Annotated in this window: 14 protein-coding genes; 10 read left to right on the top strand and 4 right to left on the bottom strand. The window is 67.5% G+C overall.

The annotated features are described in order from the left end of the window. Positions 1-14: 14 nt before the first annotated feature. The gene (locus ACVWWN_RS38740) at positions 15-830 is read left to right on the top strand and encodes an HAD-IIA family hydrolase (protein ID WP_457148601.1); all 816 of its coding nucleotides are present in this window, start codon (positions 15-17) and stop codon (positions 828-830) included. Here ACVWWN_RS38740 and ACVWWN_RS38735 read toward each other — a convergent pair. Further along, a complete protein-coding gene (locus tag ACVWWN_RS38735; protein ID WP_457148600.1) occupies positions 825-1,553 on the bottom strand; it encodes a Type 1 glutamine amidotransferase-like domain-containing protein in 729 nt (242 codons plus the stop codon). The genes ACVWWN_RS38740 and ACVWWN_RS38735 overlap by 6 nt on opposite strands. Positions 1,554-1,645: 92 nt before the next feature. On the opposite strand from ACVWWN_RS38735, the gene ACVWWN_RS38730 reads away from it, so the two are divergent. Next, complete coding sequence (locus tag ACVWWN_RS38730) at positions 1,646-2,140, top strand: SRPBCC family protein (RefSeq protein ID WP_457148599.1); 495 nt, start codon at positions 1,646-1,648, stop codon at positions 2,138-2,140. Positions 2,141-2,144: 4 nt separating this feature from the next. Here the strand turns inward: ACVWWN_RS38730 and ACVWWN_RS38725 are convergent, their stop codons facing one another. Beyond that, a complete protein-coding gene (locus ACVWWN_RS38725; RefSeq protein WP_457148598.1) occupies positions 2,145-3,827 on the bottom strand; it encodes a DEAD/DEAH box helicase in 1,683 nt (560 codons plus the stop codon). A 233-nt stretch (positions 3,828-4,060) separates the two neighbouring features. Here ACVWWN_RS38725 and ACVWWN_RS38720 point away from each other — a divergent pair, with 233 nt between their 5' ends. Beyond that, positions 4,061-6,598, top strand: coding sequence for an ABC transporter (locus ACVWWN_RS38720; RefSeq protein WP_457148597.1), 2,538 nt, complete (start codon positions 4,061-4,063; stop codon positions 6,596-6,598). Here the strand turns inward: ACVWWN_RS38720 and ACVWWN_RS38715 are convergent. Then, complete coding sequence (locus ACVWWN_RS38715; RefSeq protein WP_457148596.1) at positions 6,588-7,085, bottom strand: cupin domain-containing protein; 498 nt, start codon at positions 7,083-7,085, stop codon at positions 6,588-6,590. The two genes, ACVWWN_RS38720 and ACVWWN_RS38715, sit on opposite strands and share 11 nt — an antisense overlap. Positions 7,086-7,139: 54 nt before the next feature. On the opposite strand from ACVWWN_RS38715, the gene ACVWWN_RS38710 reads away from it, so the two are divergent. Further along, the gene (locus tag ACVWWN_RS38710; protein WP_457148595.1) at positions 7,140-8,099 is read left to right on the top strand and encodes a cytochrome c oxidase assembly protein; all 960 of its coding nucleotides are present in this window, start codon (positions 7,140-7,142) and stop codon (positions 8,097-8,099) included. Positions 8,100-8,106: 7 nt separating this feature from the next. Here ACVWWN_RS38710 and ACVWWN_RS38705 read toward each other — a convergent pair whose 3' ends face one another. After that, entirely contained in the window at positions 8,107-9,030 is a 924-nt protein-coding gene (locus ACVWWN_RS38705; RefSeq protein WP_457148594.1) for an SDR family NAD(P)-dependent oxidoreductase, read from the bottom strand. A gap of 107 nt (positions 9,031-9,137) precedes the next feature. Between ACVWWN_RS38705 and ACVWWN_RS38700 the strand changes: the two genes are divergently transcribed. The 6 genes from ACVWWN_RS38700 to ACVWWN_RS38675 all read left to right on the top strand — a co-directional run bounded on the left by ACVWWN_RS38700 (position 9,138) and on the right by ACVWWN_RS38675 (position 16,244). Then, a complete protein-coding gene (locus tag ACVWWN_RS38700) occupies positions 9,138-9,701 on the top strand; it encodes a TetR/AcrR family transcriptional regulator (protein ID WP_457148593.1) in 564 nt (187 codons plus the stop codon). A gap of 59 nt (positions 9,702-9,760) precedes the next feature. Continuing rightward, positions 9,761-10,444 carry a FadR/GntR family transcriptional regulator gene (locus ACVWWN_RS38695; RefSeq protein ID WP_457148592.1) on the top strand — a complete coding sequence of 228 codons (684 nt, stop codon included), beginning with the start codon at positions 9,761-9,763 and terminating at the stop codon, positions 10,442-10,444. 72 nt (positions 10,445-10,516) lie between these two features. Beyond that, positions 10,517-11,920, top strand: a complete 1,404-nt coding sequence (locus ACVWWN_RS38690; protein WP_457148591.1) for a sialate:H+ symport family MFS transporter — start codon at positions 10,517-10,519, stop codon at positions 11,918-11,920. Next, the gene (locus tag ACVWWN_RS38685; protein WP_457148590.1) at positions 11,917-12,849 is read left to right on the top strand and encodes a dihydrodipicolinate synthase family protein; all 933 of its coding nucleotides are present in this window, start codon (positions 11,917-11,919) and stop codon (positions 12,847-12,849) included. Before ACVWWN_RS38690 ends, ACVWWN_RS38685 begins: the two co-directional genes overlap by 4 nt. A gap of 187 nt (positions 12,850-13,036) precedes the next feature. Beyond that, entirely contained in the window at positions 13,037-14,662 is a 1,626-nt protein-coding gene (groL, locus tag ACVWWN_RS38680; RefSeq protein ID WP_457148589.1) for a chaperonin GroEL, read from the top strand. Positions 14,663-14,870: 208 nt separating this feature from the next. Beyond that, positions 14,871-16,244 (top strand): hypothetical protein, encoded by a 1,374-nt coding sequence (locus tag ACVWWN_RS38675; RefSeq protein WP_457148588.1) that lies wholly within the window; start codon positions 14,871-14,873, stop codon positions 16,242-16,244. Positions 16,245-16,294 lie beyond the last annotated feature (50 nt).

The raw sequence follows: 16,294 nt of genomic DNA, 5'->3' as shown, positions 1-16,294 counted from the left end.
TTTACTGTCGCACCATGGCTATCGGTGGAGTGCTCTTCGACATCGATGGCGTCCTGGTGACCTCATGGAAGCCGATCGGGGGTGCATCGCAGACTCTGCGGACGCTGTCGTCCCACCAGGTGGCGTGCTCGTATCTGACCAACACGACCACGCGGACCAGGGCCCAGATCGCCGGATTGCTCACCGAGGCCGGGATGGACGTGCGTGCCGACGAAGTCATCACCGCGGCGGTGCTCACTGCGGAGTACGTGCGCAACCGCTATCCGGACGCCCGATGTTTTCTGGTCAACAGCGGTCAGATCGCGGAGGACATGACCGGGATCGACATCGTCTACTCCAGTGAGTTCGCCGGGCCCGAGACGCCGGAGACACCCGATGTGGTGCTTCTCGGCGGGGCAGGACCCGAATACAGCCATCTGACGCTGTCCTGGGTGTACGACTGGATGGCGCAGGGCGTGCCCGTCGTCGCGATGCACCGCAGCACCGCGTGGACCACCACCGACGGTCTGCGCGTCGACACCGGCATGTACCTGATCGGAATGGAAGAGACCTCGGGGCGCAAGGCGACCGCTGTCGGCAAGCCGGCGCCGGCCGGATTCCTCGCTGCGGCAAGCCGACTCGGCGTCGACCCCGACGAGATGTACATGGTCGGCGACGACCTCAACAACGACGTGCTGGCCGCACAGGTGGTCGGGATGACGGGCGTGCTGGTGCGCACCGGCAAGTTCCGTCAGGACACTCTCGACCGTTGGTCCGCCGACGAATTCGCGATGCAGCCCAACCATGTGATCGACTCGGTCGCCGATCTTCCGGAGCTGCTGGGGCTATGAGATCCGGGTGGTGTCGAGCCGGTTCTCTACGGCGCGGCCGTCTTCGGCGGCTACGAAATACGCGGCAGCGCCGTCCCGTTCGCTGAGCGCCCCGACGAACTCGGCGCCGCGGTAGAGCACGCCCGCGCCGCCGTCGGTGGCGTATGCCGGGGGCAGTGTGCCGTCCGCGACCAACCGCTGCAGCAGCGGACGTCGCTGGTCCTCCGAGTCGTAGTGCACCCCGTTGGCGTAGGGCACCAGCGCCAGGCCATCGGTCACCGGCCGTAGGTCGGGGCCGAACGAGTCCGTGGTGCCCCCGACGTGCCAGCAGATCGATCCGGCGGAGATGCCGGTCAGGACGACGCCGGCGCGCCAGGCGGCGCGCATCGCCGCGTCGACGCCGTGCAGCCGCCACATCGCCAGCAGTCCCGCCACACTTCCGCCGTACACCCACACCACGTCGTGGGCGAGCAGATGTGCCGTGATGTCCTCGACGTTCGGCATCGGGAAGAGCGCGAGATGAGATGCGCTGAACCCACGAACCTGTGCCGCCTCGTAGAGGTGGTGCAGCACCGCCGAGTCGTCACCGTACGCCGTGTTCAGCAGGCACACCCGTGGTGCCCGCCCGTCCACCCCGGCGAGGTCGACCGCGTACTCGGTCAGCACGCTGAACTCCCAGCGGGTGCGGCGCCCTTCCCGGATGCCACCGCTGGTCGCGAGGATGGTCGGGGCGTCGGCGGGCACGAGACCAACGTAGACGGATATTTGTGATCTGGCGATGAGTCTTCCGTTGCGCACGAGTCAGTTTGGTGAAGGCAACTATTGGAGGAGTCGTTATGTCCGATGAGAAAGTGTGTGCACACATCACCGTCGACGCGCCGGCCGACGCGGTGTTCGACGTGCTGGCCGACCCGTCGACACATGAGGCGATCGACGGCACGGGCTGGGTGCGCGAGTCGCTCGACGGTGCGACGCTGAGCGGGACAGGTCAGATATTCCGGATGGCGATGTACCACGACAACCATCCGAACAAGGACTACGAAATAGCCAATCGGGTCGAGGTATTCGAGCCGTCGCGAGCGATCGCGTGGCAGCCGGGCCAGTTCGGCGACAACGGGGCGCCGGAATTCGGCGGCTGGATCTGGCACTACGACCTGAGGCCGGCCGGCCGGGACCGGACCGACGTCACGCTGACCTACGACTGGTCGGCGGTGCCGCCGCCCACGCGGGAGCACATCGAGTTTCCACCGTTCGACGTCGTGCACCTCGACAACTCATTGCGGCATCTGGCGGAGCTGGCACGGGGCCGCTCTAGCACTCCGGCGGGGTGACCGTCTAAGCCTGTAGTGAGCGTACTGCTTCGATGCGCGCCTTGAGCTGATCGGTGGTCGCGGCCGCGATCGGCGGACCACCGCACACCCGGCGCAGCTCGTTGTGGATCCAGCCGTGCGGCTTGCCGGTGCGATGGTGGGCGATCGAGACGAGCGCATTGAGTTCGCGACGCAGCTCACGTAGCTGTCCATGCGTCGACACGCGGGGCACCTCACCGCTGGCCGTTCTTCTGGTGATCTGCTCTTCTTGCCTGCGCCGCAACAAGTCCCGCATCTGGTCGGCATCGAGCAACCCGGGGATGCCGAGGTAGTCGGCCTCCTCCTCGCTGCCTGCAGGCGTAGCGGTGCCGAAGAAGGATCCGTCGAAGATGACCTGGTCGAGTTCGGCATCGGCGCCCAGTGATTCGAAGCCGTTGTCCTCGTCGGTCGGCTCGCTGCGGCGGCGTTCGACCAGTTCCTCGTCGCCGAGCGACTCGCGGTGCGGCTTGCCGAGCACGTGATCGCGTTGCGCCTCCATCTGGCTGGCCAGATCGAGCAGCGTCGGCACCGACGGCAGGAAGATGCTCGCGGTCTCGCCGGGCCGGCGGGACCGGACGTAGCGGCCGATCGCCTGCGCGAAGAACAGCGGGGTGGAGGCGCTCGTGGCATAGACCCCCACCGCCAGCCGCGGCACGTCGACGCCTTCGGACACCATCCGGACCGCGACCATCCAGCGGGTGGTGCCCGCCGAGTACTCGGCGATCCGCTTCGACGAGCCCGGGTCGTCGGACAGCACCACCGTCGGCGCCTCGCCGGTCAACCTGGTCAGCACATCGGCGTAGGCGCGGGCGGCCTTCTGGTCGGTGGCAATCAACAGGGCGCCGGCATCGGGCACACCGCCGTTGCGCTTCTGGGTGAGGCGGGTGTCGGCCGCCTGCAGAACCGCCGGAATCCACTCGCCCTTCGGGTCGAGCACCGTGCGCCAGGCGCGGGCGGTCTGCTCGGCGTTCAGCGGCTCACCCAGCCGGGCCGCGTGCTCCTCGCCGGCGCTGGTGCGCCAGCGGGCCTCACCGGAATAGGCGAGGAAGACGACCGGCCGGACCACGCCGTCGGCCAGCGCTTCCGAGTAGCCGTAGCTGTGGTCCGCCTGCGAGCGCAGCAACCCCTCGCCGTCGCGTTCGTAGTTGACGAACGGGATCGGGCTGTCGTCGCTGCGGAACGGAGTGCCCGTCAGAGCCAGCCGGCGGGTGGCGTCGCCGAACGCCTCGCGGATCGCATCACCCCAACTCTTGGCGTCGCCGCCGTGGTGAATCTCGTCGAACACGACCAGCGTGCGGTGGTTCTCGGTGCGCACCCGGTGCCGGGTCGGGTGACTGGCCACCTGGGCATAGGTGACGACGACGCCGTGGTACTCCGACGACGTCTGGGCGTTGGAGTTGGTGAACTTCGGGTCGAGGGAGATCCCGACGTTCGCCGCCGCCAATGCCCACTGGATCTTGAGGTGCTCGGTGGGGACGACGACCGTGATCTGCTCGACGGTGCCATCGGCCAGCAGCTCGCCGGCCACCCGGAGGGCAAACGCCGTCTTTCCGGATCCCGGGGTCGCCACGGCCAGGAAGTCGCGCGGCCGCGCGCCAAGATACCGCACCAATGCCCGACGCTGCCAGCCACGCAAGGCCTGGGTGTCGGGCGCTGAATAAGCCCGCACCCAAGGACTCCTCACTGATCGAAGAGCAGCCTAGCGCAAGCGATTACGGGCGCGCATCTCTCCAGGACGACGTGTCGGCTCGCGGCGCGTTCGCTGGGCGGAACCGCTGCGGCCGGTGGCGTGCGGCCGCGCCGCGGCAAGGCAGACGCCGGCCCGCTTCGTGCTCCGCCTATGTATTGCTACAGCAAACACGGTGCTGGCAGGGCCGCCGGGTGGGTACTGTTCTGCCCACGATGACAGCAACGCCCTATCCGCAAAACGACGGCATCGACCGGTACGTGCGCGTGTTCGGCACCCGGGTTCACAACTTAAAGGGCGTCGACGTTGCCGCCCCGCGCGACGCGCTGGTGGCGTTCACCGGGATTTCCGGGTCCGGCAAGTCGTCGTTGGCGTTCGGCACCATCTACGCCGAGGCGCAACGCCGCTACTTCGAATCCGTCGCCCCCTACGCCCGGCGCCTGCTGCTGCCCACCGGAGCGCCGAAGGTGGACGACATCACGGGTTTGCCGCCAGCGGTGGCCCTTCAGCAGCGCAGGGGATCGGCGACATCGCGGTCGACGGTCGGCACCGTGACGACGTTGTCGAACCTGCTGAGGATGTTGTTCTCCCGCGCCGGGACGTATCCGCGGGGTGCCGAAGAGCGGCTCGACTCCGACGCGTTCTCGCCGAACACGGCCGTGGGCGCGTGTCCGGAATGCCACGGCCTCGGTCGAATTCACCAGGTCACCGAGGACACCCTGGTTCCCGACACGTCGCTGACGATCAGGCAGGGAGCGGTCGCCGCCTGGCCGGGCGCCTGGCAGGGTCAGAACCTGCGTGACATCCTCATCACGTTGGGCTACGACATCGACAAGCCGTGGCGCAAACTGCCCAAGCGGCAGCGTGATTGGATCCTGTTCACCGACGAGCAGCCGACGGTGGAGATCGATCCGAGCCAGCATCCTGTGACCGCGGATTACTACTACAACGGCACGTTCTCGAGTGCCGAGCGGCATGTCCGCCATACGTTGGCCAACTCGCAGAGCGCGATGATGCGTCGTCGGGTGTTGCGGTTCGTCGACAGCGTCGAGTGCTCGGTGTGCGGGGGGTCGGGGCTGCGGCCCGAGGCGCTGGAGGTGACCTTCGCCGGCCGGACGATCGCTGACTACGTCGGGATGCCGCTGGCCGCGCTCGCCGATGCGCTGCGCCCGACGGCCGCGCGCACGGATGCTGCCGCGGCGTTCGAGTCGACGGAGTCCGGTGAGCTCACCGAGGTCGCGACGATGATCGCCGCCGACCTGGTCGCCCGCATCCAGGTGCTCGTCGACCTCGGTCTCGGATATCTGACGCTGAACCGCAGGACGCCTACTGTCTCGCCGGGGGAGTTGCAGCGGCTGCGGCTGGCCACTCAGCTGCGCGCCGGCCTGTTCGGCGTGCTCTACGTGCTGGACGAGCCGTCGGCCGGTTTGCATCCGGCCGATGCCGAACCGCTGCTCGAGGTGTTGGATCGCCTTCGGCGGGCCGGGAATTCGCTGTTCGTCGTCGAGCACGACATGGACGTGGTGCGCCGCGCCGAGTGGATCGTCGACGTCGGACCGGGAGCCGGTGAGTTCGGTGGCGAGGTCCTCTACAGCGGACCGGTGTCGGGCCTCGCCGATGTCGAGGGGTCGGTCACCCGCCGGTATCTGTTCGGCGACGGGCCGCGCCCGACTCGGTCGCCCCGGAAGCCGTCCGGCAGGCTGCGGCTTCGGGGCGTCTGTTTCCACAACCTGCGTGACCTGGATGTGGACCTGCCGCTGGGGGTCTACACAGCGGTCACCGGCGTATCCGGCTCGGGAAAGTCGACGTTGGTGGTCAAGGTGCTCGGTGACGTCGTTAACCGCCATCTGGGCCGCATGACCGAGCCGGGAGAGGCTGAGCTCGACGACGGCGATTCCGACGCCGAGATCGTCGACCTGGATCACGACGCCAGCGCGGGCGTGACCGCCGACGGCCTGGACCTCATTCACCGGATCGTCGCGGTGGACCAGCGCCCCATCGGGCGCACCCCCCGCTCGACGCTGGCCACCTACACCGGGCTTTTCGACACCGTACGGCGGGAGTTCGCGGCGACACCGGAGGCCCGACGTCGGGGCTGGACCCCGGGGCGGTTCTCCTTCAATGTCGCTGAGGGGCGCTGCCCGACCTGTCAGGGTGAGGGCTTCGTATCCGTCGAACTGCTGTTCCTGCCCGGCACCTACGCCACCTGCCCGACATGCCGTGGCGCCCGCTACTCGGACGAGACGCTGCAGGTCCGCTACCGCGAGCGGACCATCGCCGAGGTGCTCACGATGACGGTCGACGAGGCGTTCGCCTTCTTCGGCGGGGTGCCGGGCGCGGCCCGCAGCCTGACGACCCTTCGCGAGGTCGGGTTGGGGTATCTGCGCCTCGGGCAGCCGGCCACTGAGCTGTCCGGCGGTGAGGCCCAGCGGATCAAGCTGGCATCCGAGCTGCAGCGGCCCCGCCGCGGGCACACGCTGTACGTCCTCGACGAGCCGACCACCGGACTGCATCCGGCCGACGTCGATCTGCTCGACGCGCAGCTTCACCGCCTCGTGGACTCCGACAACACCGTGGTGGTGGCCGAGCACGACATGCGAATGGTGGCGGGAGCGGACTGGGTGATCGATCTGGGACCCGGCGCGGGCAACGACGGCGGGCGGGTCGTGGCGCAGGGGACACCGGACAAGGTCGCCGGCTCGACGCGCAGCAGGACGGCGCCCTACCTCGCCGCGCGGCTGACTACTCGATGAAGAAGTTGTCGTTGCGGATGAACCACTCGCGGCGTTCGTCGTCGGTCATGTCGGCCAGGTGCGCGAATCCTTCGAAGTAGGCCTCCCGCGGCGCGCCCGGGGCGAACAGCATCAGGATCGAGGTCGGTTCGTCGGCGTCGTTGCTGAAACCGTGGATGCCCCCCGGTGGGACGTAAAGGAAATCGTTCGGACGCGCGTCGATCCAGTCCTTGCCGTCGAAGAGCCGGATCGTCCCGGACAACACGAAGAACGCCTCGGACATCGCTCGGTGGAAGTGCGGGCCCGGGCCGCCGCCCCGCGGGCCGATGTCGACCCGGTACAGGCCGTAATCACCGTTGGTGGCCGCCTGGTTGGCCAGATAGTGGTATTTCACCCGACCGAATGAGTCGTGGTCCGGTGCTTCGTCGCCGCGCCGTAGCCAGGCGCTGACTTCCGGCTCGTCCTCGGTGTAGCGCGGCGGCGGGTAGGGAGGCACGACGAGTGACATCGATTCCCACCCTAGCCACAGGCCCGGTACAGGTCGGCGCCGCATAGTACGGGCATGGATCCGGCGAGTGCGCCGCTGATGTGGTCGAGCGCGCTCACCAGCTGGCGGTGGGACAGCGTGGCGGCCGTGTTGGCCGTCGCGCTCACGGGCGCCTACGGCTGGGCGTGGCGTCGTGCCGCGCGATGCGACGACACCGTCGCGCGCAAGCACGCGTGGTCGTTCGCGATCGGGGTCGTGTTGTTGATCGCCGCGACCATGAGCGTGATCGGCGTCTACGACCGGGTGCTGTTCTGGGTACGCGCGCTTCAGGTGCTGCTGCTGCTGATGGTTGTGCCGTTCTTCCTCGCGGCCGGCCGGCCCGCCACGGTCTTGCGCGCCGCATCGGGAACCGTAGGCCGGTCGCGGCTGGACCGGGTGCTGGCCTCCCGGGCGGCGCGCATGGTGGCTCATCCCGCGGCGACGTCGGTGGCGATGCTCGCGACGCCGTGGCTGCTGTACGTGACGCCCTGGTATCTCGGCGCATTGCGGTATCCGGTGGTGGCATCGATCACGAGGGCGGTGTTGCTGCTCGTGGGTTTCGCGTACTTCTACGCCCGGTTGCAGACCGACCCCGTGCCGCGCCGCTACTCCCAGCTGATCTCACTCGTGATCAGCATCGTCGAGTCGCTGGGCGACGGGCTGCTCGGCATCGTGTTGTGGCTCGGGCCGTTGATCGCCGTCTCCTACTACCAAGGCATCGACCGGCATTGGGGGCCGAGCCCACGTGTCGATCAGTCGATCGGCGCGGGCGTCCTTTGGATTGTCGGCGATGTGCTCGGCGTGGGATTCAGCATCGTCTTGATGCGCTTCTTCTCAGCGGACGAACACGCCAGGGCGGTCACCGTCGACGCCGAACTCGACCGCGCCCAACGCGAGGTCGTCGTTGACCGCGACGGGATCTCGGCAGCCACGTCAGGACTGTGGTGGGAAAACGATCCTCAGCTGCGTGACCGGATGGTTCGGCGTCGACGGTGATGAGGCCTCAGTGCGACAGTAAGCCGACGGGATACGTCACGCCGGTCAGTTCCTCCGACACCGTCCACAGCCGCTTCTGCGCGGCGACGTCGTGCGAGGCGGTGCTGGAGGCGACCACCCGCGGATAGCCGCGTTGCTCGGCGAAACCGTCGGGCCCGTAGTACTGGCCGCCGAGAACGTTCGGGTCGGTGGCGGCGCGCAGGGTCGGGAGCGCTCCCATGTCGGCGTCCTGGAAGAGCGGTTCCACCAGCCTCGTCACGGCACCGACCAGCGGCGGCAGATTGCGGGTCAGTTCGGTGCGCGACCCGCCGGGGTGCGCGGCCGCGGCAAGGGTGGTCGTGCCGGTCAGGCGCCGCTGCAGTTCGTAGGTGAAGAGCAGGTTGGCCAACTTGGCCTGCCCGTAGGCACCGGTCCGGCTGTAACTGCGCTCCCATTGGAGATCCTCGAAACGGATTCCGTTGCGGGCGAAGCGATGGCCGACGCTGCTGACCGTCACCACGCGTGAACCGGGGGCCGCCACCACGCGGTCGAGCAGCAGGCCCGTGAACGCGAAGTGGCCCAAATGGTTGGTGCCGAACTGCAATTCAAAACCGTCCTTGGTGGTGGACCTCGGCGTGAACATCACGCCCGCGTTGTTGATCAGCAGATCGATGGTGTCGTGCCGGGAGCGCAGTTGGTCTGCCGCTGCCCGGATGGACTCCAGCGAAGTGAGGTCGAGTTCCTGCAGCGTCACGGTGGCGCCGGGGGCGCCGGCGGCGATGCGGGTGGCGGCGTCCTTGCCCTTGTCGAGGTTGCGGACGGCGAGTACGACGTGCGCGCCCTTGGCCGCGAGCGCGGCGGCCGTCTCATACCCGAGGCCCGTGTTGGCGCCCGTGATGATGGCGGTGCGCCCGGTCTGGTCGGGAATGTCGGCGGTGGTCCACTTGGTCATGGGATTCTCCTACAATCGGTTAAACGGGGCGGAAGCTCCGTTTGATCACGACTATACGGAACGTGCGCCCCGCTTTTCTATTCCCGCCGACTCCTAGGTGGTGTGAGATGGCTCAGTCCGCTCGGCCGTTGCGCGCCGACGCGGCGCGCAATCGCGCCCGCGTGCTGGAGATCGCCTACCAGACGTTCGCCGCCGAGGGGCTTTCCGTGCCCATCGACGAGATCGCCCGACGGGCGGGCGTCGGCGCAGGCACCGTCTACCGTCATTTCCCCACCAAGGAAGATCTGTTCCGCGCGGTGGTCGAGGAGCGGATCAGCAGCATCGTCGACGACGGCCGCGCGCTGTTGTCCTCTCAGAACCCGGGTGGGGCGCTGTTCACCTTCATCCGGTCGATGGTGCTGCAGTGGGGAGCGGCGGATCACGGCCTCGTCGACGCGCTGGCCGGGGTCGGGATCGATATCAACGAAGCGGTGCCCGATGCCGAAGCGGCCTTCCTGGGGCTGGTCGGCGACCTGTTGGCGGCCGCTCAGAAGGCGGGCTCCGTGCGGGCGGATGTCGACGTCCGCGACGTCAAGGCCATCGTGGTGGGGTGTCAGGCGATGCAGGCCTACACGCCCGAGGCGGCGCACCGGCTGCTGGAGGTGATCCTGGACGGCCTGCGGCCGCGATGATTCAGCCGGGCTAACCTAACAGATATCCGAGAAGACTCCCGCCGCCGTCAGGAGGGCACATGCGCACGCTTCTCTCACGGGAGGTCGGCGACGCCATCCGGGACTTCATCGTCGATCGGGGTCTGCAACCGGGCGATGCACTTCCCTCCGAGGGCGAACTGGCCGCGTTGCTCGATGTCGGCAAGACCTCGGTGCGGGAGGCGCTCCGCCGGCTCGAGGCGCACGGAGTGGTCGAGGTGCGTCGGGGCAAAGGCCTGTTCGTCGGGGCGTTCGGGTTCGGCCCGCTGATCGAACATCTGCCCTACGGCCTCCAGGCCAGCAATGTCCCGCTGCGCCAACTCCTGCAGGCGCGGCGGGCGCTGGAAGAAGGGCTCGTCTGCGAGTTGGCCAAGGTCGTCACCGAGACGGACCTCGAGCGCCTGGACGACCTGGTCGACCAGATGCGCGCGCGTGCCGAGAACGGACGCGTGCCGGCCGACGTCGACCAGGCGTTTCACCAGGCGCTCTTCGAACCGCTCGCCAATCCCTTTGTGCTGCAACTGATCGACGTGTTCTGGACCATCTTCAGCCGGGCGTCCGACCACATCGTCCTCGACCTGCGCCGACCCACCGCGGAGGATCATGCGGCGATTGTCGCTGCCCTGCGTTCGGGCGATCGCACCGCGATGACCGATGCGGTGGCCCGGCACTTCGAGGATCTTCAGCGCAGCCTCGACGCCGACGCGTCGTCGTCGGCCCCTTGATGTGACATCCGTCATGTTGTAACGTCGGCCTGACCTCACATATCTGATATCTCATAGGTCCTGGGAGTCGACATGACCACATCGCCAGCTGCCGAGGAACGCTCGCTGACCCGTACGCAGTGGAAACAGTTGTTCGCCGCGTGGCTCGGGTACTTGCTCGACGGTTTCGACTTTCTGCTGATCACGCTGGTGTTGACCGAGGTGGCCGACGAATTCGGCCTCAGCCTGGTCGAGGCCACCACGTTGGTCAGCGCGGCGTTCGTGTCCCGGTGGTTCGGCGGTCTGCTGCTCGGCGCCATCGGGGACCGGTTCGGCCGCCGGTCCGCGATGGTCATCAGCATCCTGTGCTTCTCGGTCGGCAGCCTTCTGTGCGGCATCGCGTGGGGCTACTGGCCGCTGTTCATCTTCCGCGCGATCGTGGGCATCGGCATGGCCGGTGAATACGCCGCCAGCGTGACCTACGCGATGGAGTCGTGGCCGAAGCGGTTCCGGAACCGGGCCAGTGGCGCGCTACTGTCCGCGTACCCGATCGGCGTGGTGCTCGCCAGCCAGTTGTATCCGCTGGTTGTGCCGCATCTCGGATGGCGATGGATGTTCTTCATCGGGTTGTTCCCCGCCGCGGTCGCGTGGTGGATGCGGCGCTCCCTGCCGGAAGCGCAGGAATGGCAGGACAACAAGAGCGAAGCGGTCACCGAGCGCACCGCCATCCAACTGTTGTTCACTCCTGAACGACGGCTGGTGAACATCGCGATCACCGTCGTCGCGATCGCCGACCTGGTGCTGATCTTCGGCCGGGTGATCACCGGGCCGTGGGTGTGGGCGTTGGCCGTCATCGCAGCCGCCTGCTTCTACGCGCTGACCCGTCAGATCGCGGGAAAGCTGACGCCGATGTTCGTCATGCTCATGGTCACCGTGCTCTCGGCGTTCCTGTACTCCTGGCCGACCCAGTCGCTGCTGCCCACCTATCTGAAGACCGAACTGCACTTCGATCCGGCGCAGGTCGCTCACGTGCTGCTGTGGGCGGGGCTCGGCTATGCGGCGGGGTCGGTGGTTTCGGGTGTCGTCGCCGACAGGCTGGGCACCCAGCGCACCTACGTGCTGGGTCTGGTCATCTCGCTGTTGTTCGTCGTCCCCGTGTTCGCGATGACCGGAGCGCACGCCGTGTGGCTGTGGGTCCTGCTGTTCGGTCTGCAGTTCACCAGCCAGGGCATCTCCGGGTTGCTGCCGAAGTTCTTGTCGGACCACTTCCCGATCAACCTGCGCGCGAGCAGCCTTGGCTTCTGCTACAACATCGGTGCGCTGGGTGGCGCGATCGCCCCGATCGCCGGCGCCTCCATCGCCTCCTCGATCGGGCTGGGCAACGCGCTGATGGTGTTGACGCTGGGCTTCACCGCGCTGGTCGCGATTCTCGTCGGGTTCGACATTCCGCGCCGGTTCGCCCCCCGGCACTCTGACGCCATGACAGGAGCCGCATGACCACCACGGAATCCATCGCCGGGTTGATCCCGCCGCTCACCACACCGCTGACCCCCGGAGGTGACGTCGACGAGCGCTCGCTCGATCGGCTGTGCGCGTTCCTGCTCGAGGCGGGCGTCGACGGACTGTTCGTCTGCGGTTCCTCCGGCGAGGTGGCGTTGTTGTCAGATACCCAGCGCACCAAGGTGATCAGGGTGGCCGCCGCGGCTGCGGCCGGCCAAGTTCCAGTGCTGGCCGGCGTCATCGACACGGGCACCTGGCGCGTCATCGACCACGCACGCGAGGCGGTGAAGGCGGGTGCGGTCGCCGTGGTGTCGACGCCGCCCTTCTACGTCGCACCCCACCCCGACGAAGTGGTCCGGCACTTCCGGTTACTCCGCGACGCGGTCGATGTGCCGGTGATCGCCTACGACATTCCCAGCGCCACGCACTCCCCGCTGCCGCTGGTCGCCGTCGAACAACTCGCGCGGGAGGCGACCATCGCCGCGCTGAAGGACTCCAGCGGGGACGTCGACGGGTTCCGGGCCTTGCTGTCGGCGACCTCGGCCACCGGGCTCCGGGTGTTCACCGGATCCGAGACGGTCACCGATCTCGCTCTGCACCTGGGCGCCCACGGCGCCGTGCCGGGACTGGCGAACGTCGACCCCGCGGGCTACGTGCGGATCGGCAAGGCGGCCGGCGCAGGGGACTGGACCGGCGCCGCCGCCGAGCAGGAGCGGCTGCGGCGGGTCTTCACGATCATCGACGTCGCGGATCGGTCCCGGATCGGCTTCACCGCCGGAGCGCTGGGCGCCTTCAAGGCCGCCCAATACCTGCGCGGAGTGATCGACACACCACGCTGCGCCGACCCGTTGTCGCCGCTGGACGACGCTGAAATCGACGCGATCCGCGCCATTCTGATCCGCGAAGGGGTCGCGGTCACGCGGTAGTCAGCTCGACCTTGCACTCGCCCTGGTCGAGTGCTAGAAAGGCAGTTGGCACTCTCGATCAGTGAGTGCTAGGTCGGGACGGTGAGGCAAGGGGCCGCACTGCGGAGCACACCCACAGCCGTCCGTCGCGGGCACTGCACCCGACCAATAAGACGTGCATCCCCAAATCCGGAGGAAACACTTCGCAATGGCCAAGACAATTGCGTATGACGAAGAGGCCCGTCGCGGCCTCGAGCGGGGCCTGAACAGCCTCGCCGACGCGGTAAAGGTGACGTTGGGACCCAAGGGCCGCAACGTCGTCCTGGAGAAGAAGTGGGGCGCTCCCACGATCACCAACGATGGCGTGTCCATCGCCAAGGAGATCGAGCTGGAGGACCCGTACGAGAAGATCGGCGCTGAGCTGGTCAAGGAAGTCGCCAAGAAGACCGACGACGTCGCGGGCGACGGCACCACCACCGCCACCGTGCTGGCCCAGGCGCTCGTGCGCGAGGGTCTGCGCAACGTCGCGGCGGGTGCCAACCCGCTCGGCCTGAAGCGTGGCATCGAGAAGGCCGTCGAGAAGATCACCGAGACGCTGCTGAAGTCGGCCAAAGAGGTCGAGACCAAGGAGCAGATCGCTGCCACCGCCGCGATCTCGGCCGGCGACACCCAGATCGGCGAGCTGATCGCCGAGGCCATGGACAAGGTCGGCAACGAGGGTGTCATCACCGTCGAGGAGTCCAACACCTTCGGTCTGCAGCTCGAGCTGACCGAGGGCATGCGCTTCGACAAGGGCTACATCTCGGGTTACTTCGTCACCGACCCGGAGCGTCAGGAAGCGGTCCTCGAGGATCCCTACATCCTGCTCGTCTCTTCGAAGGTGTCGACCGTCAAGGATCTGCTTCCGCTGCTGGAGAAGGTCATCCAGTCCGGCAAGCCGCTGCTGATCATCGCTGAGGACGTCGAGGGCGAGGCGCTGTCCACGCTCGTCGTCAACAAGATCCGCGGCACCTTCAAGTCCGTCGCCGTCAAGGCCCCGGGCTTCGGTGACCGCCGCAAGGCGATGCTGCAGGACATCGCGATCCTCACCGGTGGCCAGGTCATCAGCGAAGAGGTCGGCCTCTCGCTGGAGACCGCGGATGTCTCGCTGCTCGGTCAGGCCCGCAAGGTCGTCGTGACCAAGGACGAGACCACTCTCGTCGAGGGCGCCGGCGACTCCGATGCGATCTCGGGCCGGGTGGCCCAGATCCGCGCCGAGATCGAGAACAGCGACTCCGACTACGACCGCGAGAAGCTGCAGGAGCGCCTGGCCAAGCTGGCCGGCGGTGTTGCGGTGATCAAGGCCGGAGCCGCCACCGAGGTGGAGCTCAAGGAGCGCAAGCACCGCATCGAGGACGCCGTTCGCAACGCGAAGGCCGCCGTCGAGGAGGGCATCGTCGCCGGTGGTGGCGTCGCCCTGCTGCAGTCGGCTCCGTCGCTCGAGGAGCTGAAGCTCACCGGTGACGAGGCGACCGGCGCGAACATCGTGCGCGTCGCGCTCGAGGCCCCGCTGAAGCAGATCGCCTTCAACGGTGGTCTGGAGCCGGGTGTGGTGGCCGAGAAGGTCCGCAACTCGCCCGCCGGAACCGGCCTGAACGCCGCAACCGGTGAGTACGAGGACCTGCTCAAGGCCGGCGTTGCCGACCCGGTGAAGGTGACGCGTTCGGCGCTGCAGAACGCGGCGTCCATCGCGGCGCTGTTCCTGACCACCGAGGCCGTCGTCGCCGACAAGCCGGAGAAGGCGTCCGCACCCGCGGGCGACCCGACCGGTGGCATGGGCGGCATGGACTTCTAAGTCTGTCCAACGGGAAGGCCCGGTCTGCTTCGGCAGGCCGGGCTTTTTCGTGTCTCTGCGGCGAAATGTAATTCGGGGTTGCTGACTGCGGGCTCAGCGGCCGCGAGTTCCTTGTCGGCGATGAGGTTTCCCATTATTGATTCATGCGTCAAAAGGAGTCCTATACTTCGCTTTCGGTAGGGGACCGCTGGATTCCAAGGGGAATCATATGAACGCTTTTTCTGTTCGTCCGCGGACAAAGTTCGCCGCCGCGTTGATGGCTGCCGGCGTGGTCTCGGCGGCCTCGCTGGTCGGGGTGGCGGAGAATCGCGACCTTCCGGTGCTAGACATCGACGTGGCGAGTGCGTCGGTGATCACCGACGCACTCTACGGACTGGGTGATGCCATCAACGGCGTCGCCTCCGGCGTGGCACTCGCGAACGATGCCTCGTCGTCGCTGCCGTTCGATGCCCTGACCGCCTTTACCGTCGCCGCGCAGAACGCGTCGCTGGGCCCGACCCTGCTGTCCTGGTTGGTACAGCGGTACGCCAACCCGTCCGACAACTACCCGTGGTACTCGTATCCGAAGGAAATCAAGAACTTCTCGATTGAGCCGCTGGCGGCCCTGCTGCCGTACCCGCTTGGGCCGAACGGGGTGGACAGCGGCTCGATCATCAACACCGTCAACCAGATCGCCGACGCGATCAACAACGCCCTCGCCGGGCTGCCCGACCCGGGACTCGGAGAGCTGGGTGCGCTGGAGTTCTGGGCCACCGACATCGGCCGCACGGTCGTTGCCGTCAACTCCGCCGTGATCGCCCCCGTGTGGATGCTGTACAGCACCACGTACTACCTGGGTTATCTGCCTGCAGATGTGGAGGCGACGTTCGAGTCGGCGCTGCAGAATCCTAACGACATTCCCGGCCTGGTGAGCAATCTGGCGTACGGGCTGCTGTCGCCGGACATTCCGGACGGTGGCCTGTTCGGGGACCTGCTGCATTACGCTTCCCAACCATTCACCACCCTTCCGGGGCCGATCGGCGAGCAGGCGACCAACATCGTCGCGGCCATCTCCAACAACATCAACAACCTGCTAGCGCAGCTCCCGACGCCGATCTCGCCGACCCCATTCCCGTCGGCCACCCCGGGTGCGCAGGTCGCCGGTGCCAGCACGTTGTCGAGCGCTGATCCCGTCGAGAAGAAGTTCGAGGAACTGGACTCGACGGAGCACACACCTTCGGGCACGCCAAAGGACTCTGCTCCGGCCGTCGCCGGTGACGTCGATCCCGATGCGACGCCCGCAGCCGACACGGACGTCTCCGAGCTCAAGGCGGATGAGCCGGTGAGGAACACGGTGAAGTCGGGCAACAAGGTCCACCCGGGCGACAAGTTCGGCAGCGAGGTCAAGGGTCACAAGGCCGAGAACGCCGATGCCGCCGAGGACAAGGACGGCGGCAATGGCAATGGGAATGGCACGAGTGTGACGACTCCGGGCAGCAACGACCAATCGGCAGGCGGCACCACTGATCCGACCGGGTCGCCGGCCGGTGAAACCGGCGGTGCGGACAACTCGGATTCGAGCGACGCGTCAGGCGCCGCATAGCGTGCGAAATGGAATTCGAGGTTGCTGATTGGCGCGCTCAGCACCCTGGG

This window comes from Mycobacterium sp. URHB0021 (assembly GCF_054057895.1).
This window is presented reverse-complemented; position numbering and strand designations above follow the sequence as displayed.